25 protein-coding genes and 1 riboswitch are annotated in these 22422 nt (G+C 36.1%); of the genes, 6 read left to right on the top strand and 19 right to left on the bottom strand.

Going from position 1 to position 22422, the window contains the following annotated elements; translation table 11 throughout:
* Positions 1 to 43: 43 nt before the first annotated feature.
* From accB to vanR, 13 genes are all read right to left on the bottom strand, one after another.
* Positions 44 to 541 (bottom strand): acetyl-CoA carboxylase biotin carboxyl carrier protein, encoded by a 498-nt coding sequence (gene accB / locus ACIQ38_RS08795; RefSeq protein ID WP_402821035.1) that lies wholly within the window; start codon positions 539 to 541, stop codon positions 44 to 46.
* A gap of 137 nt (positions 542 to 678) precedes the next feature.
* Positions 679 to 1212, bottom strand: a complete 534-nt coding sequence (locus tag ACIQ38_RS08790; protein WP_402821033.1) for a SpoIIIAH-like family protein — start codon at positions 1210 to 1212, stop codon at positions 679 to 681.
* Position 1213: 1 nt separating this feature from the next.
* Positions 1214 to 1453 (bottom strand): hypothetical protein, encoded by a 240-nt coding sequence (locus ACIQ38_RS08785; RefSeq protein WP_402821030.1) that lies wholly within the window; start codon positions 1451 to 1453, stop codon positions 1214 to 1216.
* Between the two features lie 396 nt (positions 1454 to 1849).
* A complete protein-coding gene (locus ACIQ38_RS08780) occupies positions 1850 to 2764 on the bottom strand; it encodes a stage III sporulation protein AE (protein WP_402821027.1) in 915 nt (304 codons plus the stop codon).
* Positions 2765 to 2779: 15 nt separating this feature from the next.
* Positions 2780 to 3163: a hypothetical protein gene (locus ACIQ38_RS08775; RefSeq protein ID WP_402821024.1), complete on the bottom strand. Its 384-nt coding sequence runs from the start codon at positions 3161 to 3163 to the stop codon at positions 2780 to 2782.
* A 3-nt stretch (positions 3164 to 3166) separates the two neighbouring features.
* Positions 3167 to 3376, bottom strand: coding sequence for a SpoIIIAC/SpoIIIAD family protein (locus ACIQ38_RS08770; protein WP_402821021.1), 210 nt, complete (start codon positions 3374 to 3376; stop codon positions 3167 to 3169).
* A 290-nt stretch (positions 3377 to 3666) separates the two neighbouring features.
* On the bottom strand, positions 3667 to 4224 hold the full coding sequence (gene efp / locus ACIQ38_RS08765) for an elongation factor P (RefSeq protein WP_402821019.1): 558 nt from the start codon (positions 4222 to 4224) through the stop codon (positions 3667 to 3669).
* 17 nt (positions 4225 to 4241) lie between these two features.
* A complete protein-coding gene (locus tag ACIQ38_RS08760) occupies positions 4242 to 5306 on the bottom strand; it encodes a M24 family metallopeptidase (RefSeq protein ID WP_402821377.1) in 1065 nt (354 codons plus the stop codon).
* A gap of 70 nt (positions 5307 to 5376) precedes the next feature.
* A complete protein-coding gene (locus ACIQ38_RS08755; RefSeq protein ID WP_402821016.1) occupies positions 5377 to 5799 on the bottom strand; it encodes a hypothetical protein in 423 nt (140 codons plus the stop codon).
* A gap of 157 nt (positions 5800 to 5956) precedes the next feature.
* Complete coding sequence (locus ACIQ38_RS08750; protein ID WP_402821013.1) at positions 5957 to 6505, bottom strand: VanZ family protein; 549 nt, start codon at positions 6503 to 6505, stop codon at positions 5957 to 5959.
* Between the two features lie 85 nt (positions 6506 to 6590).
* Entirely contained in the window at positions 6591 to 7466 is an 876-nt protein-coding gene (gene vanY / locus ACIQ38_RS08745) for a VanY-A/VanY-F/VanY-M family D-Ala-D-Ala carboxypeptidase (protein WP_402821010.1), read from the bottom strand.
* Positions 7467 to 7576: 110 nt separating this feature from the next.
* Positions 7577 to 8683: a HAMP domain-containing sensor histidine kinase gene (locus tag ACIQ38_RS08740; protein WP_402821007.1), complete on the bottom strand. Its 1107-nt coding sequence runs from the start codon at positions 8681 to 8683 to the stop codon at positions 7577 to 7579.
* On the bottom strand, positions 8676 to 9371 hold the full coding sequence (gene vanR, locus ACIQ38_RS08735) for a vancomycin resistance response regulator transcription factor, VanR-F/VanR-M family (protein ID WP_402821004.1): 696 nt from the start codon (positions 9369 to 9371) through the stop codon (positions 8676 to 8678). The genes ACIQ38_RS08740 and vanR overlap by 8 nt, the downstream gene beginning before the upstream one ends.
* A 295-nt stretch (positions 9372 to 9666) precedes the next feature.
* Here vanR and ACIQ38_RS08730 point away from each other — a divergent pair, with 295 nt between their 5' ends.
* The 3 genes from ACIQ38_RS08730 to ACIQ38_RS08720 are packed head-to-tail and all read left to right on the top strand — an operon-like array spanning position 9667 to position 10534.
* A complete protein-coding gene (locus ACIQ38_RS08730) occupies positions 9667 to 9873 on the top strand; it encodes a helix-turn-helix transcriptional regulator (RefSeq protein ID WP_402821001.1) in 207 nt (68 codons plus the stop codon).
* On the top strand, positions 9870 to 10301 hold the full coding sequence (locus tag ACIQ38_RS08725; protein ID WP_402820998.1) for a hypothetical protein: 432 nt from the start codon (positions 9870 to 9872) through the stop codon (positions 10299 to 10301). The genes ACIQ38_RS08730 and ACIQ38_RS08725 overlap by 4 nt, the downstream gene beginning before the upstream one ends.
* Positions 10302 to 10348: 47 nt before the next feature.
* Entirely contained in the window at positions 10349 to 10534 is a 186-nt protein-coding gene (locus ACIQ38_RS08720) for a hypothetical protein (RefSeq protein ID WP_402820995.1), read from the top strand.
* 302 nt (positions 10535 to 10836) lie between these two features.
* Here ACIQ38_RS08720 and ACIQ38_RS08715 read toward each other — a convergent pair whose 3' ends face one another.
* Together ACIQ38_RS08715 and ACIQ38_RS08710 are read right to left on the bottom strand one after the other, a co-directional pair.
* Positions 10837 to 13404, bottom strand: coding sequence for a vitamin B12-dependent ribonucleotide reductase (locus tag ACIQ38_RS08715; RefSeq protein WP_402820993.1), 2568 nt, complete (start codon positions 13402 to 13404; stop codon positions 10837 to 10839).
* A gap of 159 nt (positions 13405 to 13563) precedes the next feature.
* Positions 13564 to 14430, bottom strand: coding sequence for a lipoate--protein ligase family protein (locus ACIQ38_RS08710; protein ID WP_402820990.1), 867 nt, complete (start codon positions 14428 to 14430; stop codon positions 13564 to 13566).
* A gap of 97 nt (positions 14431 to 14527) precedes the next feature.
* Here ACIQ38_RS08710 and ACIQ38_RS08705 point away from each other — a divergent pair, with 97 nt between their 5' ends.
* From ACIQ38_RS08705 to ACIQ38_RS08695, 3 genes are all read left to right on the top strand, one after another.
* Positions 14528 to 14887: a rhodanese-like domain-containing protein gene (locus ACIQ38_RS08705; protein ID WP_402821374.1), complete on the top strand. Its 360-nt coding sequence runs from the start codon at positions 14528 to 14530 to the stop codon at positions 14885 to 14887.
* Between the two features lie 89 nt (positions 14888 to 14976).
* Positions 14977 to 16245 (top strand): ATP-binding protein, encoded by a 1269-nt coding sequence (locus ACIQ38_RS08700; RefSeq protein ID WP_402820988.1) that lies wholly within the window; start codon positions 14977 to 14979, stop codon positions 16243 to 16245.
* Between the two features lie 768 nt (positions 16246 to 17013).
* Complete coding sequence (locus ACIQ38_RS08695) at positions 17014 to 17565, top strand: hypothetical protein (RefSeq protein ID WP_402820986.1); 552 nt, start codon at positions 17014 to 17016, stop codon at positions 17563 to 17565.
* A 32-nt stretch (positions 17566 to 17597) separates the two neighbouring features.
* On the opposite strand, the gene gcvPB is transcribed toward ACIQ38_RS08695, so the two are convergent.
* The 4 genes from gcvPB to ACIQ38_RS08675 all read right to left on the bottom strand — a co-directional run bounded on the left by gcvPB (position 17598) and on the right by ACIQ38_RS08675 (position 22408).
* Positions 17598 to 19058 (bottom strand): aminomethyl-transferring glycine dehydrogenase subunit GcvPB, encoded by a 1461-nt coding sequence (gene gcvPB / locus ACIQ38_RS08690; RefSeq protein WP_402820984.1) that lies wholly within the window; start codon positions 19056 to 19058, stop codon positions 17598 to 17600.
* Positions 19051 to 20397: an aminomethyl-transferring glycine dehydrogenase subunit GcvPA gene (gene gcvPA / locus ACIQ38_RS08685; protein WP_402821371.1), complete on the bottom strand. Its 1347-nt coding sequence runs from the start codon at positions 20395 to 20397 to the stop codon at positions 19051 to 19053. The genes gcvPB and gcvPA overlap by 8 nt, the downstream gene beginning before the upstream one ends.
* A gap of 24 nt (positions 20398 to 20421) precedes the next feature.
* Positions 20422 to 21555 (bottom strand): glycine cleavage system aminomethyltransferase GcvT, encoded by a 1134-nt coding sequence (gcvT, locus tag ACIQ38_RS08680; protein WP_402820981.1) that lies wholly within the window; start codon positions 21553 to 21555, stop codon positions 20422 to 20424.
* A 127-nt stretch (positions 21556 to 21682) separates the two neighbouring features.
* Positions 21683 to 21778: riboswitch (glycine riboswitch) on the bottom strand.
* A 111-nt stretch (positions 21779 to 21889) separates the two neighbouring features.
* Positions 21890 to 22408, bottom strand: a complete 519-nt coding sequence (locus ACIQ38_RS08675; RefSeq protein ID WP_402820980.1) for a shikimate kinase — start codon at positions 22406 to 22408, stop codon at positions 21890 to 21892.
* Positions 22409 to 22422 lie beyond the last annotated feature (14 nt).

Here is a 22422-nt window from a genome sequence, read left to right as displayed (position 1 = left end):
TTTATATGCCCCTTTCCTCGTTTATAGTTTAATTCGTTTAAAATTAATTTCCTTTAACGAGGAACAATGGTTGACCATATTCAACTAGTTGACCGTCTTTTACAAGAATCTCTACGATTTCCCCTTCAACTTCCGCTTCAATTTCGTTGAATAGTTTCATCGCTTCTACGATACAAACGATTGAATCAGCATTTATTTTACTACCTACTTGTACATATGAATCCGCATCCGGAGAAGCCGATTGATAGAATGTACCAACCATTGGTGAAGTAATTTTATGTAGTGAGCTGTCTTCTACAACTGGTTTTGCTTCTGCTACAACGACTTCTTCCTTCACTTCGCTTACAGGTTCTGGCTTAACTTCAACCACTTTTGGTTGCTCCACTACAGATGAGCTTTCGAATGTTTGTCCAACTGTTGTAACAGTTCCTTTATCATTCTTTTTTAATTTAATTTTTGTACCATCTGATTCATATAAAAATTCGTCTAATGAAGATTGATCGATCAATTTAATAATTTCTCTGATTTCCTGGATTTTCATGTAACTTATCTCCCTTTTATATACATTATTAATACTTACTATATCCATTTTAGACGTTTTTACGATAATTTGAAATAGCTAGCTCGGAAATCTTCTAGAAAGAATGAAAAAAAGCGCCCGCTAAAGGCACTTTTTTCTTATAATCCATTAAATTTAACTTCTACATTATACGCTTGTGGCCATTCTCTTTTAACCGCATAAACGATATCCGAAGCTTTTTTAGTAGATTGTTCGTTTGCCACGACATCTATTAATACATCCTTGTCTTCGATGCGAACAAGTGCATCATCATAACCTAGTGATTTAATGACAAGCTCCAACATCGCTTCTGTGGAGTCTATTTTTATTAATTCTTCAATTTCGTTAAACGCTGCATCTTTTTCTTCTGTAGAAAAATCATTCGAACCGACTTTTGTTGTTAATGTGTCCCGAAGCTGACTTCGTTTTTGTTGCACTTCCATTCTCATTTCTTCGAATTCATTACTATGAGACACAAATGATTCTTCATTCGTAGAGGAAGTTTCCACTAATTCCACATCCTCTAATGTGTCATTGGAAAATAGGGCGATGCCATCAAAAGGAGATGGGCGATCCGATAAGTAGAAAACCGTCACTACCGCTACTAAACTGATTAAAGTTAAAAACCAAACTGATCTCTTTTTTATATTCATATTATTTATCCTCCATTTCCATTTCTTGTATCACGATTCGATGTGGAGCTATTTGCAAAACAGATGAAAGGGTCTTAATCAAATTATTTTGTACGCGTTTATCCCTCGCTCCTTCCGCTACTACTAGTATTCCAATCAGTTCTTCTTTGTTCCCCCTACTGTCACTTGTCCACTGGAAAAATGATACGTCACTTTCCGTTGACTTTTCAGTGTTCTCTTTGTAATGAAAATACACTTCCACTCGGCCAACCCCACTGATTTTTTCTAATATGTAGCCTAAGTCTTCTGTTGTTTTGGGAGCTAGATTTGTATCCGTAGCATTACTTTCATCATTGGAAAGGAACATTTCTGAAAAAAGTAGACTGATGATGAGAACAGCAATACTTATGACAACAAAACGAAAAGTGGGTTTTTGTTTGATTGATATAATGCTTCACCCTTCTTTTCATGATGGATACAATACTTTATGCAAGACAAACTATTTATATGAAGAGAAAGGACAAGATCCAAAAGATTATCGCAATTTTAACGAGAAAGTCTATCTTTTCACTGCCCGAACCTTCTAGTAGTATCGAAAGAAGTTCTCCAACTACCGCAATTAGTAAAAGACCAAATAAAAAATTGGTAACGATTGATTTTATCCTTTCACACTTATGAGTAATTTCGCAAAAAGCATGGTTAAGATAATAGTAAAAAAGAAAGCAAAAGCGATCAGTACAGATATAATAGACAACACGAATAATGTCCTTCCAATATCGTCCAACAAACCACTAATATTGCCATCGATAAAAGGATCCAGTATCGCTCCTAATAATCGGTATAAAAAAGCGATTAAAATCGTTTGAATCGTCGGTATAGACACTAAGATTAATACAGAAAAAAGCACCGCATTACCGGTAACAACTGAAGCGGAAGATGAGTAACTTTTCATCGTACTTATACTTTCCGTTAATAATGAGCCAACAAATGGAATGTTATTTGCGATTAATCGTTTAGCAGACTCGCTAACTGCACCACTGACCGACCATGTAAAAACTCCATTAACTGTCATAAAAAAGCTATATAAAAGTAAAATAATAGAGGTAGTCCCAACCAACGTCATCCGAATGAGATCCGACATTTTCGAAAACGAAGTAGCTGGATGGATTCTCGTAATGACGTCAAATATGAAAGCTGCCATAATGGAAGGTATTAACACTTTTTCAGCTAATATCGTTGTAAACGAAGCAAATAACATCACCATCGGATTCCACAAAGTAATCAGTAAAGCACCACCGGATACAGCAATCCCTGCAGTTAATAAGGGATACATCCCTAAAAAAAGTGTTACCAATTGGTTTGAAAGCGCATGAATCATGTCCAAAGTTCGAATTGCTGGCTCTAAACAATAGAAACAAATAATCATGATAAACAAAAATTTAAATAGCCTTTTACTATTTGGAATTAACCATTCTAAACAAACAAACACCAGTCCAAACAGGAGAACATACGTAAATGTTTGGATGACCTCTTTGACTGGCTGCAATAATGTCTGTAACATTTCATCCATCATTCATAGTTCATTCCTTCAAGAGAGTAATCCTAGTACGGAAAAAAACTTTTCGTAAAATTGCTTCATATGCTGCAGCCAAACGAGGAGAATAATTGCTTTAGTTGTGAACGTAAACATGGTTGCCAGGCTTGTATATTCATAGTCTGAGAGAAGTTCTTCCACAATTTGAGAAATAAAAAGTAATAATACAGAAAAAAGGAGTAATTTAAATACAGGTAGTAGGGCGACTGGAACGATGGAGAAATAGTTGGTCACAAACGGGATAATAAGAGATATAACCAAGTACATTAAAAAAAGGAAAACATAGATCGTATAGATAATCGAATGTAAACGTGGGTACGTTTCTTTTACTAATTCCAACAAGCAAAATGCTAGAATAATCGTGACATATACTACCATTGGCTAACTCGTCATAAGAAGCCATTCTAAAAATGTGGAAATCTCATAAAAAAATAATTTCAATAAACGTAACAATTCGATTGTCATATAAATATATCCAACAAAAAACAAGAAAAAAGCAAACTCTTTTTTACCAGTAGATTCAAAGAACAAGTGCAGAATTGCAATTAATAATCCTATCCCCGCAACTCGAAGTACATCGTGAAGTTCCACAATGCCTCCCCCTTCCATACGAATAACATATGAATGGTTATCAAAGAATATGAAAAAGATTATCGCAAATTGGAGATACACTCTATTAACATTAGACCAAAGAGAGCCACCAAAAATTCCCTATTACAACTAAGAAGTGCTTTTTTACAACTTAAAAGAGCGAAAGTCCAACTAAACATCCTGCACTAACAAAAACTTAGTCCACTAATCTTTTTATGGGCTGAAAACAGCAAAAAAGCGAGTCTTCTCTCGACAAAATCGAGAAAAGACCCGCTATTTTTGGTTTTATTTTAAGCTCTTGAAACGTATGAACCTTCATCTGTGTTGATGATTAATTTATCTCCAACGTTGATGAATAATGGTACAGTCACGACTAAACCAGTTTCTAATGTTGCTGTTTTAGAACCACCACCAGAAGTGTCTCCTTTAATACCTGGTTCTGTTTCCGTTACTTCTAGTTCAACTGATTTTGGTAATTCTACTCCAAGTGTTTCACCAGCATATTGAATTACATGAATTTCCATGTTTTCACGTAAGAATTTTAGTTCGTACTCGATTTGGTTTTCGTTTAATTCTAATTGCTCGTAAGAATCTGTGTCCATGAATACATGTTGATCCCCACTTGCATATAAATATTGCATTTTTTTATTGTCAATTTGTGCTTTTTCTACTTTTTCTCCAGCACGGAACGTTTTTTCATTCACTGATCCGTTACGAAGATTACGTAGTTTTGAACGAACGAACGCTGCACCTTTTCCTGGTTTTACATGTTGGAAATCCAATACGCGGTAAAGTACGCCGTCTACTAAAATTGTTAATCCTGTTTTAAAATCATTTACTGAAATCATGTATTTTCCTCCAAATATTAAGATAGTATTAATAGTTCTTTTGTCGAGTGCGTGAGCTTCTCTAAACCATTTTCCGTTACAAGTGCATCATCTTCAATTCGTACTCCACCGATATTAGGTAAGTAAATACCTGGCTCGATTGTAATAACCATACCTGGTTCTAGCACAATATCCGAACGGAATGATAATCCAGGACCTTCATGCACCTCTAGACCGATTCCATGACCTAATGAATGACCAAATGCTTCTCCATAGCCTTTAGAAGCGATATAATCACGTGCAATTGCATCAGCTTCTTTACCTGTCATACCCGGTTTTACTTTTTCTAAAGCAAGTAATTGTGAATCGAGCACGACTTGGTAAATTTCTTTCAATTGTTCACTTGGCTCTCCCACTGCTACTGTTCGAGTCGTATCAGAAATATAACCATTATATACTGCTCCAAAATCTAATGTCACAAAATCTCCAACTTCGATCACTTTATCCGACGCAACACCGTGTGGTAATGCAGAACGGACTCCTGAAGCAACGATTGTATCGAAAGATGAAGAGGTTGCCCCTCGCTTACGCATGAAAAATTCTAACTCATTGGATACTTCAAGCTCTGTCATTCCTGGTTTTATGTATGTAACGATATGCTCATAAGCCTCATCCGCAATACGACAAGCTGCCTTTATTATACTAATCTCTTCGTCGGTCTTTATCAAGCGAATTTTTTCCACGAATCCAGCTACCGGTACTAAATCTGCTTTGATGGCTTGTTTGTACAATTCAAAACTGCTGTATGTTAAATCCTCTTTTTCAAATCCTAATGTTTGAATGCCCATTTGAGCGACTTGTGTTGCAACTTCTTCGATTAATGTTTTCTCATGTTTCACAATGCGAAAATCTGTAATCTGGCTTGCCGCTTGTTCAGTGTAACGGAAATCAGTAATAAAAACAGCATCACTTTTAGAAACAATGGCAACACCCGCCGTTCCTGTAAACCCTGTCATATATCGTCTATTGTATCCGTTAGTAATTAATAAAGCATCAATTCCTTTTTCTTCTAACGCCGTACGTAATTTAGCAAGTTTCATTATTACCCCTCATCTCATTTTCTAAATAACTACTGCCTATTATTTTATCATACGAAACAAGGATGGTAAATTTTCATTTGCTGAGTGGTTTATCTTGCGCATGGAAGATGGCGGATTCCATTAAAAACCGTGTGGCCAATATGATAATACAAATAAAAGGAATAGACATTCTTTTAATCGTTTTTTCGATCGAACTAGCATCCAGAATAATCCACTCTAAAACAAACGCGATTAGTAGCCCTAGCGCGATACTCGTAATGGGTACAGGAATTTTCATAAATAGCAAGCTAATATAGTATAAAATAATGCTCCCAGCCCAAACGATGATGAATAATATTCCCCATTTAATAAACGCATTGCTGTCCTTTAAAATATGAAAAGTATCCGAAAAACCTACAGGATCCCATTTGATAAAATGAAAAAAATCTAATATTTTGAGCATGATTACAATAATTACTGTCCCCGCAAAACTAGTGCTGATAGCTAAACCTTTCATGGAAGTCTCCTTATCCTTTTTACTGTAGTGTAGGCTTGGAGATAATTTTTTAAACAAGTAAGACCAAAAACGAAAGTGCTTATCGTTAAAAATAGTAAGTAGTAACAGCAAATAAAATGTTCCACTGATTTTGGTTAACTTCTTTTGACATATATGTTCAAGGTATAAAATTTACTTTGCCATAAATAACAATATATATGTAAAGAGTGATTACTGGAAATCCTATAACTGCTGATAATATAGTTACAACCTTTTTTGTACTTAAATAATGTCTCTTAAAAGATATTAATTTATACATGAATAATCCAATTAGTCCACCTAAACTATTGAGTAATAAGTCATCTATATCCGCTATCCCTGTACTTGTTAGAAATTGCATTGTTTCTACCAAAAAGCTGATAGAGAATACGATAATTAAATTAAATATTAAATTCTTGTTATGTCTAAATAAAGATATAAAAATACCTAATGGGATAAAAATAAGAATATTACCTAAAAAGTTCCCGTTAAGTCTCAGTCTTCCTGCTCCTATATCTTCATAAATACTCATAAATGGAACAACATTAAATTGTTGTGCAGGTAGTTTTAAATTATTTTGTATAGAGAATATTAGCCTTCCTAAAAATAAAAAATCTAACATCATAATAACGTATCCGATCAATACCAAATATAAAAGTGAGTTTTGTATAGAAAACTTTTTCTTCATATGATTACCTCTTCTATGTGGGATATATCTAAATTTAACTTTATTACTTCATATGATTATGGGATACCAAGCAAGGTTTCACATTTCATTCGTATATGGTCACAATTACTCCATCCATATTATTACCTGAAATATCAAAATAGCTATTATCCGGTACGTTAATCATTTTGGACCCGGAAATGGGGTAATAGGATATCGTATATTTTTCCCCATTTATACTGACAGAAATAGTTTTTTCTTCTTTTAGGTAATCTATATATTCTTCTAGAACAAAATTCTTTTCCTTCATAATCGCACTATGAGGCAAACCTACATAGCGGATATGCCACGGTTCATATTGAATACCTGTTATATCCGTTTTATCCTTTGGGTAGCGTAAAATGAACCCGTATTTCCAAGCATTTTCTTCTACCCACTTTCCTTCTGGTGCATCAGCCATCTTCATCTGCGTAGATCCTACATCAAGGGATAAGCCTAAATTATGTTCGCTATAGCCGGCTGGCAATGCATAGGAAGAACCCATTTCTCGATACAGGGTACTTTGCTCATCAAAATCTCGAAATCCGCTAGTAATAGAAAAATTATGTACTCCTTCTTTTTTTGCAGCTGAAATCATCTCTGAAAATTCACGCGCAACACTCTCCGACAAATAAATTTTGCTATCCAACAATCCGTACCCCTCAGTCAATTCTTTGTGAGCAGATAGTTTGATGACATCCGATTTTATACTTTGTGGGTGAACTGGGTACTCACTGTTAACCAAAAGCAGATTTCCTTGATAGATTTGTTCTTCTGTAATCTCTTTTTTTAGTAGATGTGCAGAAGTCTTTCTATCCTCTACTTGATCATTTTCATTATGATCGTAATTTTTTATTTTCACATTTGGTTCAAAAAATGATTCAATATTTATGAAAGTTAAACACAAACACAATAATAAAAATAAAAATCCCCACTTCTTCATTTTTCAGTTTCCTCCTTGATGTAACATGTTTAAAGGATAAGACAAACTTTTAAAATAAAAAGTGGGGTAAATATTAAATTTTTCTTAAATTTTTTTATTGGATTTTATTATTAATCCTCTTCGAAATCGTCCACTGGTAATCGGACTTCAAAAATAGTGCGTATTAGATCACTTTCGGCAGTTATTGTTCCATTGTGTTGCTCTACAATATTCTTCGCGATGAATAGTCCGAGACCTGTACTATTTTCTTGATGAGTTCTTGCTTTGTCACCAGTATAAAGCATATCAAAAATATGAGGCAGTTCAGCTGGCGGAATGGCATCCCCATAATTAATAACTTGAATAACCACTTTCTCTACATCCATAAACCCTTCGATATCTACATACTGCCCCTCGTACCCATAGCGATTTGCATTTATCAATAGATTTTCAAACACACGTGCCAATAACTCTCCATCACCCTCAATAAATAATGGGGATGTCATATTTATTCTTGCTATCAAATCGTTTTTCTCGAAGACAGGATACAACTCTTCCTTCAATTGGATAAGTAACTCACTTAAATCGATTTGTTTCTTCTCAATTGGTAACATGCCATAATTCATCCTAGTTATCTCGAATAATTCATCAATTAATCTTTCTAAACGTTGTGATTTAGTAAAGGCGATTGTTAAAAAATGTTGGACTTGTTCTTTCGTTAATCTATCATCCTTGAGAATCAAATCCAAATATCCTAAGACAGAGGTAAGTGGCGTACGCAAATCGTGAGCTAAATTTACGACCAATTGATCTTTACTGCTTTCCGAAAAATCTCCTCGTTGAATCGCTTCCTCCAATTTTTCACTTGCCAAATTAATGCTTTGTGCAATATCCCTAAATTCATCATTGGACTCTATTTGAACACGATGCTTAAAGTCCCCCTGAGCGAGATAATGAATTCCTTTTGAAATCTCATTAAAATAGGCAGAATAGGGTTTTGTAAAGAAAAAGAAAAATAATATCACAAGCAAAAGAAATAATAATAAAAAGAAATAAAGGTCTCCAATATTACCTATAATACTGCGTAAATAAGCTAGTGTATCACCATGATTAACATTTGTATAATAATACCATTGGAGTATTTTAAAGAGTAGGTAAGTTATAATACTAGACAACAGCATGCTTAAACCTAACAATATAATCATTTTAGAACGAAAGCTTCGGAGTATTTTATCCATCGAATTTATAACCTACTCCCCATACAGTTTTTATCATTTTGTCTTTTCGTTTATCCTCTTCAAGTTTTTTTCGCAAAGTACGAATATGAACCATAACGGTATTTCCACTTTCATAGTATGCATCCCCCCATACCTTCTGAAAAATATCTTCAGCACTGTAAACTTTATTTGGATTACTGGCTAATAAATATAAAATCTCAAATTCTTTCGGTGTCAACTCAATATTCTTACCATATAGTATAACCGTACGTTGTTCAGGAGAGATCATTAATCCTCCAAATTCCAAATTTAAGTTTTGTTTAGTTTTAGGTTGATTCAACTTCATATAGCGCCTCAGCTGTGCATTAACCCTTGCTACCAATTCAATGGGGATAAATGGTTTAGTCATATAATCATCTGCTCCAATTACCAATCCCTGTACTTTATCAAAATCAGATGTTTTAGCACTTAAAAATATGATCGGCATATTATGTTGTTCACGAATGCGACGGGTCACTTCATATCCATCCATTTTCGGCATCATAATATCTAAAATCAACAAATCAATGACCTGAGCCTCAACAGCATGAATAACCTCTTGTCCATCCGATACTTTAATAATATGATAACCCTCTTTTTCTAAATGGATGGCAACCAGATCAGCTATTTCCTCCTCATCATCCGCAATTAAAATCGTAATATCTCGCATTTTCCCACTCCTAAATAAATTTAAATAACAATCTTCTTTATCTTTTAGACGAAAAAACTCCTCATTAAATAATAATATCCAAAGGGGAATAACGATGCATCTTTTTTATAAATTTTAATCAAAAACACCCAGCAGTCCCATATTTCACGTTAAATGAAAAACCGTTTTGTAAAAAGATTAATCAAAACATGTTTTTCGTTTATAAATTGAAGATGGAAAGTAAGCTTGACATATATTGCATTACTGACTATACTTCCCTTATGTAAAGCTAGCTTTCCATAAGGAGGGTGACCAGGTGAAAAACCGTTTAGAAAAAATCCGTAAACAACGCGGAATTAATCAAGAAGAGTTAGCAAAGGCCCTTGAAGTATCAAGGCAAACAATCGGTTCACTTGAAAACGGACGTTATAACCCATCGATTCTTTTAGCATTCAAGATTGCACGTTTTTTTGGTATGACTATTGAAGAAATCTTTATTTATGAGGAGGACGAAAAGGTATGAAAAAAATTATTTCCGCTTATATTCTTACCGCGGCAGGTATAGGACTACTAACAGTAGGTCTATTCTTCATCAAAACAATTGAAGATCCACAAGGTATGCTAGTTGCAATGCCTTATATCTGTGTAGGACTGGGGTGTCTTATTTTTGGTCACGGTATAGGAGAAATAGTCCTCCAACGTGCTATGAAGAGTGATCCTGCCGCAGCAAAGCAACTGGAGATTGACAAGAAAGATGAGCGTAATTTGGCAATCGCTAACCAGGCAAAAGCGAAAGCATATGACATGATGGTTTTTGTGTATGGCGCGTTATTGTTATCAATTGCCTTGATGGGTATAGATTTAATAGTGGTATTGCTATTGTTTTTTTCCTATCTGTTTATCGTTGCATATAACACTTATTACCGCTTCAAGTACGATAAAGAGATGTAATGAAATTCATGTACTTTTTTAGGAGTAATTGAAAGGAGGTGATAACTATGACACACGAGGCTAAAAAGTTAATACCCGGATTAGGCACTCTAGTTAAGATACAACCCGACGAGGTTAGTTTTCAGATAGAACACCAAGCTGAGTCTACTGCAACTACACTACCTGAGCTAGTAGCAGACTTTAACGAGCTATTAGTAAAGCTTCAAGAAGCAGGTATTATGAAGAAGCAATAGTCCATAATTAGTTCAGACTCATAGCCGCTAGCTTATTATGAAGTTAAATAAAACGTGTGGTTTAATATTCTATCAATCCTAATAAGATAAAGAAAATTAGTATTTATATCAAAAGAGAGAATGTATCCTCTTTAATTCAATTCTCAATTTAAAATAATCGTTTTCTTTTGAACATAAAAACGCCCCTTTAGATAATTTTATCCAAAGGGGTATAAGAGTGTGACTTTTTTTATAAACGGTATATCTTTTTTACAAATGGTACGACTATATTTCAAAGCCACATACTTCTACTTATTTTTTTATTATAAACCACATTTTAGCTGTGCGTTACAGTTCGTGCATGTGTTACAGCCGCCCATTTCTTCTACAGTTCCTTTTCGGCAAACTGGGCAAGTGTTACCTACTTCCGAACCAATCGTTACGTTTGTCGAGCGTAAATCTTGGATCGTGTCGATTAACACGATTGGGCGTTTTTCAACTACTTTTTCTTCTTGTTCTTGGTCGTCATCTAATGTGTTTTCTTCGGCTTTTAGCGTCAAAACTTGCGCATCGCGACTTCCATCGACGTATACAGTACCACCTTTTGCTCCGCCATTGTATAAGCGTTCATAAACAGCTTCTACTTGCTCTACTGTGTATCCACGTGGCGCATTTACTGTTTTGGAAATCGAGCTATCAATCCAGCGTTGGATAATACATTGCACATCTGCATGTGCCTCTGGTGGTAATTCCATTGCTGTTACAAACCAGTTTGGAAGATTTTCTTCTTCAGCTGTTTCATTATTTGTTAAATATTCTTTTACAATATCTGCTTTTACTTCGATAAATTTACCTAAACGTCCGCTTCTGTAATACGTAAACGAATAATAAGGTTCCAGACCAGTTGAAACACCAACCATTGTTCCAGTAGAACCAGTAGGTGCAACTGTCAATAAATGCGAGTTACGAATACCTGATTCTAAAATAGTATTTCTAATTTCCTCTGGCATTGTTTGCATAAATCCTGTTTCTGTAAAAGCTTTGCGAAGACGATTTGTTTCTTCTTCGGTTTCGCCTGTTAAGAACGGGAAACTTCCTCGTTCTTTTGCAAGCTCTGCAGAAGTTTCATACGCTGCGATAGCAATGGTTTTAAAAATCTCATCTACTAAAATATTTCCTTCTTCAGAACCGTATTCTTTTTCACAATAAATAAGTAGATCGGCTAATCCCATTACTCCAAGCCCAACACGTCTTTCACCAAGTGCTTGTACTTTATTTTCTTCTAAGAAATATGGTGTTGCGTCAATAACGTTATCTTGCATACGCACACCAACACGTACTGTTTCTTTTAAAGCTTCATAGTTGACTGTTTTTGTTTCTTTATTTGCAAATTGTGCTAAGTTAACAGCTGCTAGGTTACAAACAGAATATGGAGCTAACGGTTGCTCACCACATGGGTTTGTTGCAACAACTTTTTGTCCATATGCTTTTGCATTTGTTTTTTCATTTGCATTGTCAATGAAGAAAACACCTGGCTCTGCTGAGTAAGTTGCACAAATATTAATCAAATTCCAAAGTTCCTTCGCTTTTACTGTACGATAAGTTCTTACAGCGTAACCCATTTTCTCCCACTCACGAACATCGCCAATCGTATGCCAATTTTCGTTGTAGAAAGCCATTTCCTCTTCTGTATAAGATTCAGTCGCTGGGAAACGAAGATCAAAATCATCATCATTTTCTACTGCTTTCATAAAGTCATCTGTTAATGTTACTGAAATGTTCGCACCTGTTAAAAATTCCGCATTATGAACAGTGTACGTCCCACCATCACGAAGTTTTGTTTCTGCATCACGAATGATTTCGTTGCTGAAACCTCCAAGACCTGGGATTGCCTTATAGTTGATAATCCCTTGATACATCGCTTCTTCTTGATACGTTAAAGGTTTAAATTTAAGCTTGTCCTTGGCTAATTGTTTGATCGTTTCATCATTTGTATTTTCGATTAAGAATCGTAAAATACGCGGATTTTGCATTTTCGAAATGATGAATTCCGCAATATCCGGGTGCCAATCTGCCAGCATTATCATTTGTGCTCCACGGCGAGAACCGCCTTGTTCGACAAGATGAGTCAATTTAGCAATATCATCCAACCAGGAGACAGAGCCGGAAGATTTTCCGTTTACTCCTCGTGCTAATGTGTTACGTGGACGAAGTGTGGAACCGTTTGTACCAACACCACCACCGCGGCTCATAATTTCCATTACTTGTTTACGATGATCACTAATTCCTTCACGTGAATCAGCTACAAATGGCATTACGTAACAGTTAAAATACGTTACGTCCGTTCCTGTACCTGCTCCATATAATACTCGTCCAGCAGGGATGAATTTTAAAGAAACTAATTGCTGATAGAACTTTTCGAACCATTCTGCTCTTTTTTCTTCCGTCTTCTCAACAGAAGCAAGTCCAGTAGCATTTCGTTTAGCAATTTGTTCATAGAATACTTCTAAAGGTTTCTCAATCACGCTAAGCGGACGAGTTACAACTCCTGATGCAACTTGATTGCTGTCATCAATTGCACTGCGGTAATCTTCTTCGATCAATACATCTGCTGTTTTCGCGTCCTGATTAATCGACACGATATACCCTAAACCGCGCGCAGGGAATTTCGGATCGTCTTTTACCGTTAATACGACAAAATCTCCTGTTTTTAGCGTTTTTTTCTCCGTGTCTTTAAAAGAATAACGGTCAATCATTACTAGTCTAGATACACCTTTATGTGTCAATGTCATGTTGTTTGTAATTGGGTGTACTTGAGGAAATTGTTCAATGTCTTTGTTTAACTGTTCAATGTTAATGGTTGCATTTTTATTCTGAGATGCTAATACCATCATATTGCCTCCCTTTTATTCAAAAATAAAACACACCATATATAGTGTATCATTGTTTATAAACGATACTATATGTTGTGTTATTTTGCAAATGAATAGATTTGGTACAAACCTAATGACCTCGGTAGTCAATGGACTAAATGACTATAAAAAAATAAATTATTTTCTAAAGTTCCACTCATCATTAGCATATCGCTTTGCTTCCAACTCTTGTACATACATTTCTTGTTCTTCCGTTAACTTATATTCCACTAATTCAATTTTTAAAGCATCTTCAAAACCTTTTTTAAATGCAATTTTGCATTCGTCGATTGTTACAGGATTTTGACTTATTTTGTTGATGGCAACTGCTTTTTTCGACAAGCCGGCTTTAACGCGCTCTTTTAATGCTTCAGAAGAAAATTTGAATGTCTGAATTAATTTATCTTCATCCAAATCCAATAATATTGCTCCGTGTTGCAAAATGACACCTTTTTGCCTAGTTTGTGCACTACCAGCTACTTTTCTACCTTCCACTACAAGTTCATACCAACTTGGAGCATCAAAGCAAACGGCAGATTTCGGCTTTTTTAAATCCTGTTTTTTTTCATCTGTGTCAGGGATAGAAAAATATGCATCTAAACCGAGATTTTGGAAACCAATTAACAATCCTTCACTTATTACTCGGTAAGCTTCTGTCACAGTAGCTGGCATATCTGGGTAACTTTCCGTCACAATCACGCTATATGTAAGTTCATGTTCATGAAGTACGCCTCTTCCACCCGTAGGTCTTCGAACAAATCCTAATCCTAAACGTTTAATGGCATCCATGTCAATTTCTTTTTCAACCGATTGAAAATAACCAATCGACAAAGTAGCAGGATTCCATTCGTAAAATCGAACAACTGGCGGAATGAGACCCTCACTATGCCAATCTAATAACGCTTCATCAAGTGCCATATTATAAGATGGGCTACAAGGACCCGAATTTATAAAATACCATTTTGTCTTTTCCACACAAGTCTCCCCCTTCACAACGATATTCATTTTATCAAATAGATTGAATTGTATCTAGTGAATCTTTTATAATAGATATGGAAACATAGAAAGGGGAAAGACCGTGTCTAATACTTTATACTTTTTAATCGCAGTAATTGTCGCGTTAGTAGTTTATGCTATCGTCCAAGCACTTCGATTAAAAAAAGCTGTTACAAACCTTACGCAAGAACAATTCATCGCAGGCTACCGCAAAGCCCAATTAATCGATGTGAGAGAGCCAAAAGAATTTGATGCGGGACATATTCTAGGAGCAAGAAATATTCCTTCGTCACAACTTCGACAACGATTTAAAGAAATTCGTCCAGATAAGCCTGTTTATCTATATTGTCAAAGCAGTGCAAGAAGTTCTCGTGCAGCAATGTTTTTAAAGAAAAAAGGATATACAGAGTTAAACCAGCTACAAGGCGGCTTTAAGACTTGGACTGGCAAGATCAAATCGAAATAATCATGAAAGTTATTTAAGTCCAGACATACATAAAGGTTCTTCTATATCCAGGAGAACCTTTTTTCTATCATATTAATCGGAGGTATTTGATGCAAAAACCTGTTTTATTTTCACACAATGAAGATTTCAGAGAAACCCATCCTAATTACGAAGATTTTGCTATTGTATCCAAACGAATTATTCACCTTTTAAAAGATCATAAGTACGCGAATTGGCAAACGATCGACATAGGAGAATCTATTTTACAATTAGACGGCAACTTATTAGAAATGATGGAAAACAATCTTATTACGTATGAAGTACTCGCATCTATCTTTGAAACAAGAGCTCAAATTAAAATTACAAGCAAATCACAATTATCGATAGAAAGTAAACTGGAGATTGTCGAAACATTTGAAAACAATCTCATCTACTTCCCCGAATATGATGTCGCCATGACATTCTCTTTTAATTACTCTGGAGGTAATACTTGGCCAGAATACTATTTCTTTTCAACCTCGGCTGAAACAGCTCTATTTTTCTTGCAAGAAATCAACGAAAAAATGCGTCAATTACTCATGCAATCTGTTACCTATTTAGTCGATACTGAGCATGGGGTGCAACGTCGAAAATACGGAGAGCAAGCTGCAGTGGGACGTGATGATGTATTATTATCCGAAAGTATCAAACAAGATATCTTCCGCTCCATCGATGAATTCTTTAAAGAAGATGGTCACTTTTTCAAAGATTATGGTCTACCATATAAACGCGGGATCCTACTATACGGGTCACCTGGTAACGGTAAAACGACTTTAGTAAAGTCCATTACTGGCTCTACCAAAGCACCGGTTGTCTATTGGCAAATTACCGAATTCACTGGCAGCCATTCTGTACAAGAAGTATTTGGCATTGTTACCCGTTTAGCTCCAGCAATTTTAGTGATCGAAGATATTGACTCCATGCCAGAATACACGCGATCCGTCTTTTTAAACACGTTAGACGGTGCGCAATCCAGAGAAGGGTTATTTATCATCGGGACGACAAACTACCCGCAAAAAATCGATCCTGCGCTTATTAACCGTGCGGGAAGATTTGACCGGGCATACGAAATCCCTTCCCCTTCTGAAAAAGTACGGGAAAACTATTTGCGGAAACTCGATATTAAGCATATTTTCACAGAAGAACAATTTGCAGACATGGCTAAACGCTCCAGAGGACTATCTATGTCCCAGTTAAACGAACTTTATATGTCCGTTGCGCTCAATTGGCATTATGACGGAGAACTTGCTTATGAAAAACGTATTGAGGAACTAATTAAACAAAACAAACGATCAATAAAAAATGATTGGGAAAAAGACGAATCTTCTATTGGGTTTTAACCAGATCATAAAAAACAAAAGGATCCGAAGTATGGATCCTTTTTTACTGCTTAGAAATGCGTTTCACTTTTTTCAAGCAACTTCAAAAGTAACATTTTAGATTGCAAGTAATATAGGGTTAATACTTCGTAAGATAACCTCCAGCCTATGCTCTACGGTAAATTATTGGAGCTATTTATTTAGCTAGGGAAGAATGCACAACATTGTAAGGCATTTTCTCCACATTTACAAAAAACGAGCCATAACTATAGTTATCTACTTCAAGTAAACTTGCTATAGAAAGAATTAGTTGCTTTGGAGGGCAATTTGGTTGCTCTTATACCTTATATAGTTGCTTTCAGACTAAAACTAATTGCTTTCAACGACCGATTGGTTGCTCTAAGCCATTTACTGGATACACTCACTGAAAAAATTTTGTCTTGAGCGAATTGATACTGAAAAAGTACGAAACTTCTATTGATCTTCGCAGCAATCGGCGCCCCAGCGGAAATAACGTTAGCGAAAATTTACTTTTGCGACAAGCTTGCGCAGGATCAAGGGAAGCGGCTGGGGCAGCGTCCGACCAGCAGCGAAAATCATAGCGGAAACTTCATTCCACTCACTTAGACGCACTCCCCCTATTATGTGTCAATGCTCCCACTTGCAATATCGAAGCATGGACAGGGCTTTTATCATCAATTTATTAGTCGTTATTTTCTGAAACCTTCCATTCCTTTTTTTCGTATAACAATTAAGAAGATGTTAACTGCAAAATGGAGGGGGTTCATCATGGCATTAAGAGATCGAAAAGATTTATTTTGGATTTTTGGACTTCTTATATTAATAATTGCACCATTTGTTTGCTTATTTACTCCGGTTATTACGTCGATCACATTTTTTAGTGGTCCTCGGACGATTGTTTTTATACCGCTCGTCACCGGTATTTGGATGCTTTTCTTTGCATTTATTTTTGTGATTGCCTTGCTTTGTGCTTCTTATTTTTCGAAGTCTATTCCTTTAAATATTATAACGGGTATAGTTGCAATCATTGGTTTTATCATTATTTTTACGCTAGGTGTTCAAAATTATATCCATTTACACGAAGATAAAATTGTCTATAATCCGATTTTTGGTAAGAAAGTAGAGTATGATTGGGGTGACTTAACAAAAGTAACACATGAACTTTATGATTCGAAAACCAAGCAAGACGAAAGATATATATTCACATTTACAGACGATTATATATTAGAGTTTCCTGGATCTGGTCCAGTTAATGCAGCTGTTAAAAGCATCATTTACAATAAAGCCTTAACATATGAAGTGCCTTTTGAGGAGTATTGAAAAAGTGCGGCCCATTTAAGGACCGCACTTTTTTATGCTTTTGTATAACGTAAAACTGGCTTACGAGCAGCTTTTGTTTCATCTAATCGATTGATAACCGTTGTATGTGGTGCATTTTGAACGATTTCTGGGTTTTCTTCTACTTCTTTTGCGATTTGGATCAAGGCATCACAGAATGCGTCTAATGTCTCTTTTGACTCTGTTTCTGTCGGCTCAATCATCATACCTTCTTCTACATTCAATGGGAAGTAGATTGTTGGTGGATGATAACCAAAGTCAAGCAGACGTTTAGCTATATCTAGTGTACGAACGCCCAATTTCTTTTGACGACGACCGCTTAATACGAATTCATGCTTACAATGACGGTTATATGGTAGATCGTAATGCTCTTCTAGACGTCTCATCATATAGTTTGCATTTAATACTGCATATTCTGTCACAGCTTTTAGACCATCTGGACCCATGGAACGGATATACGTATATGCACGGACATTAATGCCAAAGTTTCCGTAGAATGGTTTTACGCGACCAATCGTTTGCGGACGATTGTAATCAAATGTATATTTGTCATCCTCTTTAACAAGCACTGGGCTTGGCAAGAATGGAATTAGGTCAGCTTTTACGCCTACTGGACCTGAACCTGGACCGCCACCGCCGTGAGGACCTGTAAATGTTTTATGCAAGTTTAAGTGAACACAGTCAAAGCCCATGTCTCCTGGACGTGCTTTCGACATAACTGCGTTTAAATTAGCTCCATCATAATACAATTTACCACCAACACCATGGATGATTTCAGCCATTTCTAATATACTTTCTTCAAATAATCCTAATGTATTTGGGTTAGTTAGCATCAGAGCCGCTGTATCTGGACCAGCAACGCGACGTAAGTCTTCTAAATCTACTAAACCATTTTCATCTGATTTTACTGTAATCGTTTCAAAACCAGCTACAGTTGCAGATGCAGGGTTTGTACCGTGAGCAGAGTCAGGAACGATAACTTTTGTACGCTCTATGTCACCATTTGCTTCATGGAATGCACGAATCATCATAAGCGCTGTCCATTCACCGTGCGCACCAGCTGCTGGTTGAAGCGTCACTTCGTCCATACCAGTGATTTCGATTAAATGTTCTTGCAAATCATACATTAACTCCATCGCACCTTGAACAGTTGCTTCGTCTTGTAATGGATGAATATTTGCAAAACCTGGGAATCGCGCTACCGATTCATTAATTTTCGGATTGTATTTCATCGTACATGATCCAAGTGGGTAGAATCCTGTGTCTACACCGTGGTTTCGATTCGATAGAGCAGTATAATGGCGCATAATATCTAACTCAGATACTTCTGGTAACTCCGCCTCTTCATCTCGAAGCATACCTTGTGGTAAAAGAGATGTTACATCTACTTCCGGCACATCTAGTTCTGGTAAGTTATACCCTACACGACCTTCTTTTGTGATTTCAAAAATTAGTGGTTGATTATCCTTATGCATAAAGAGCCCCCATTTCTTGCACGAGTGCATCTATTTCTTCTTTCGTACGTTGCTCGGTTACCGCGATTAGTACATGATCTTTAAGATCGGCATCCACTCGACCTAGATCAAACCCGCCGATAATTCCTTTTTCAAAAAGTACTTTATTTGCATCCGCAACTGAACCGTTTACTTTTACAACGATCTCGTTGAAATGTGCACCTTGGAAAGGTACTTCAAAGCCAGCATTTTCAAATGCTTGTTTTGCATAATGTGTTTTCGTGATGTTTTGGATCGCCATTTCTTTTACGCCTTTTTTCCCTAGTGCTGTCATAGCAACTGAAGCCGCAAGTGCATTTAACGCTTGGTTTGAACAGATGTTAGAAGTCGCTTTGTCACGACGAATATGTTGCTCACGTGCTTGTAATGTTAAGACAAATCCACGACGTCCTTCTTCATCTGTTGTTTCTCCAACTAAACGACCAGGAACTTTACGCATCAATTTAGAAGATACTGCAAAGAAACCACAGTGTGGACCACCGAATGCTTCTGAAATCCCGAACGGTTGTGCATCTCCCACTGTAATATCTGCTCCAAATTTACCAGGAGGTGTTAATACTCCAAGTGCAAGTGGGTTCGTGGAAACAACAAATAATGCTTTTTGTGCATGAGTTAGTTGTTCCACTTTTGCTAAATCTTCAATTTGACCGAAGAAGTTTGGATACTGAACTAGTACAGCTGCTGTTTCTTCGTCTACTAGTTCTTCCAATTTAGCTAAGTCTGTTACACCATCTTTAGTTGGAACTGTTACAACTTGAACATTTTGTCCTTTTGCATACATTTTCACAACATCAATATATTCAGGATGAACTGCTTCCGAAACAACTAGTTTTTTACGACGAGTGTGTCCTGCAGCCAAGTTCCCTGCTTCAGCAAGCGCTGTACCACCGTCATACATAGAAGAGTTAGCAATATCCATGCCAGTTAATTCACAAATCATTGTTTGGAATTCGAAAATAGCTTGTAATTCCCCTTGTGAAATTTCTGGCTGATAAGGAGTGTATGCCGTATAAAATTCAGAACGAGAAATAACATGATCTACAATAATTGGTTTGAAATGATCATATACGCCAGCTCCTAAGAAAGAAGCATATTTTTTGCTATCCGCATTTTTGTCAGCAAGAATTGCTAATTCTTTCAATAAAGCAGATTCTGCTTTTGCAGGTTTAATATTGTACTCACCTTTAAAACGTACTTTCTCCGGAATGTCTGCAAACAATTCATCAATAGAAGAAATGCCGATTACGTCTAACATTTCTTTTTGATCTTGCTCAGTCATTGGTAAATAACGATGCTTCATCAATGGACAACCTCTTTCTTCGTATTATTTTGCTCTTTTATAAAATGGAGTAGCAACTGTAACTGCTTTTAAACGTTTATTTCTTATTTCCACTTCTAACTCTTTACCAATTTCCGCGAATGTTGCGTCAATTAATACTAAACCAATATTTTTCTTAAGCGTTGGAGATTGAGTTCCTGTAGTGACAATACCAACTTGTGTTTCACCAGCATATACTGGGTATCCAGTACGTGGAATTCCTTTATCAATCATTTCAATTCCAATACTTTTTCTCGGCACACCATTTTCTTTTTGATCAGCCAAAACAGCTTTACCATTGAAATCTTGCTCTTTTTTAAGCTTTACAACAAAACCTAAACCTGCTTCAAGTGGAGAAATATCTTTTGAAAGCTCTTGGCCATATAATGGTAAACAAGCTTCAAAGCGCAACGTATCGCGTGCCCCTAGCCCACAAGGTAGAAGTCCATCTTCCTTACCCGCTTTTAAAATATCACTCCATAAATCTCTCACATCATTACTAGATGCATAGATTTCAAATCCATCTTCGCCTGTATAACCAGTACGAGAAATAAGAACGGATTTTCCAGCTACTTCAACATTATTTGCAAAACGAAAGAATCCGATTTCGTCTAGCGGTTTAGAAGTAAGCTTTTGTAAAATCTCTTGTGCGAGTGGTCCTTGTAATGCAAGTAAACCGTACTCATCCGATTTATTGACTAGTTCGACATCTTCGGTTACAAATTGTTTCATCCAGTCAAAGTCTTTTTCAATATTGCCTGCGTTTACAACTAATAAATAATGATTATCTTCTACTTTATAGACTAATAGATCATCTACAATTCCACCATCTTCGTAACACATCGCTGTGTATTGCGCTTGGCCATTTACTAATTTGGAAACATCATTTGTCATGATTTTTTGTAAAAACGCTTCACTTGAAGAGCCTGTAACGATAATTTCTCCCATATGAGAGACATCAAACAATCCTGCTTTCGTTCTTACTGCTTCGTGTTCTTCTTTAATACTAGAAAATTGCACAGGTAATTCCCAGCCACCAAAATCAATCGTTTTTCCTCCGTATGTAGCATAATCATCGAATAGAGGTGTACGCTTTAACTGTTCTGACAAAAAAATCTCCTCCTTATGTTTTTCACACATAAAAAAGGACAGAGAAACCCCTTTATATTAACAAGGGTTCTCTGTCCTGGCACCTGAAAGTTTACCGAAATGGTTTGCCTCTTTGGTGGCTTTGCGTGATACTAAACGAAAGCACTCTCCAGAGTTGCGTCCTATACGAGTTCTTTTGCCTGAGAGATTCATAATAGTTATTACTTGCTCCTTCGGCGACGCTAGTTGCTGCGTTCTCTCCCCGTATATTCATCCGCGATATCTGTTTAAATGGCTTGCTTTGTCTATATCCTAACATTGAACATCAAAAGACGCAATACTTTTTATAAAATTACTTAAAAGACGAACTTTTATTTAAATATCTTTATTTTTGTTCGCCTTTTAAACGATTTACTTGATATCCAGCATACTCTGTTACTTGCCGTAATGGTCGATTTTCCGTATGGATGGTAATATGTGTTGCCTTCTTATAAGCTCTTCTTCTTTTATTGTATAACTGTTCTAACTCTTCTCTTGTGCTTTTTTGCACGATTGGCCGATTTTTGTCGTTTTTAATACGCATCCAAATATCATTAAACGTTGCGTCTAAATACAATACTAACCCTGTGTTTCGCATAATTCGAACATTTTCTTCATTCATTGCAACTCCACCACCCGTAGAGATTATACAAGACTCTTTACGAAAGTTTTGCAAGAAATCAGTTTCTAATTTCCTGAAATATGCTTCTCCTTCCTGCTCAAATATTTCTGGAATTGTCCTTTTCTGCTTATTTACGATTTCTTTATCCATGTCGTAATAAGGCATTTTTAATAAATAGCTCAGTCTTCTTCCGACAGCACTTTTTCCACTTCCCATAAAACCAACCAAATATACTTTGTACATGATTCACCAACTCG

It is taken from the genome of Psychrobacillus sp. NPDC096389, from assembly GCF_044762855.1.
Classification (GTDB): domain Bacteria; phylum Bacillota; class Bacilli; order Bacillales_A; family Planococcaceae; genus Psychrobacillus.
The sequence above is the reverse complement of the archived record's forward strand: the minus strand, read 5'-3'. Positions and strand labels throughout refer to the sequence as shown.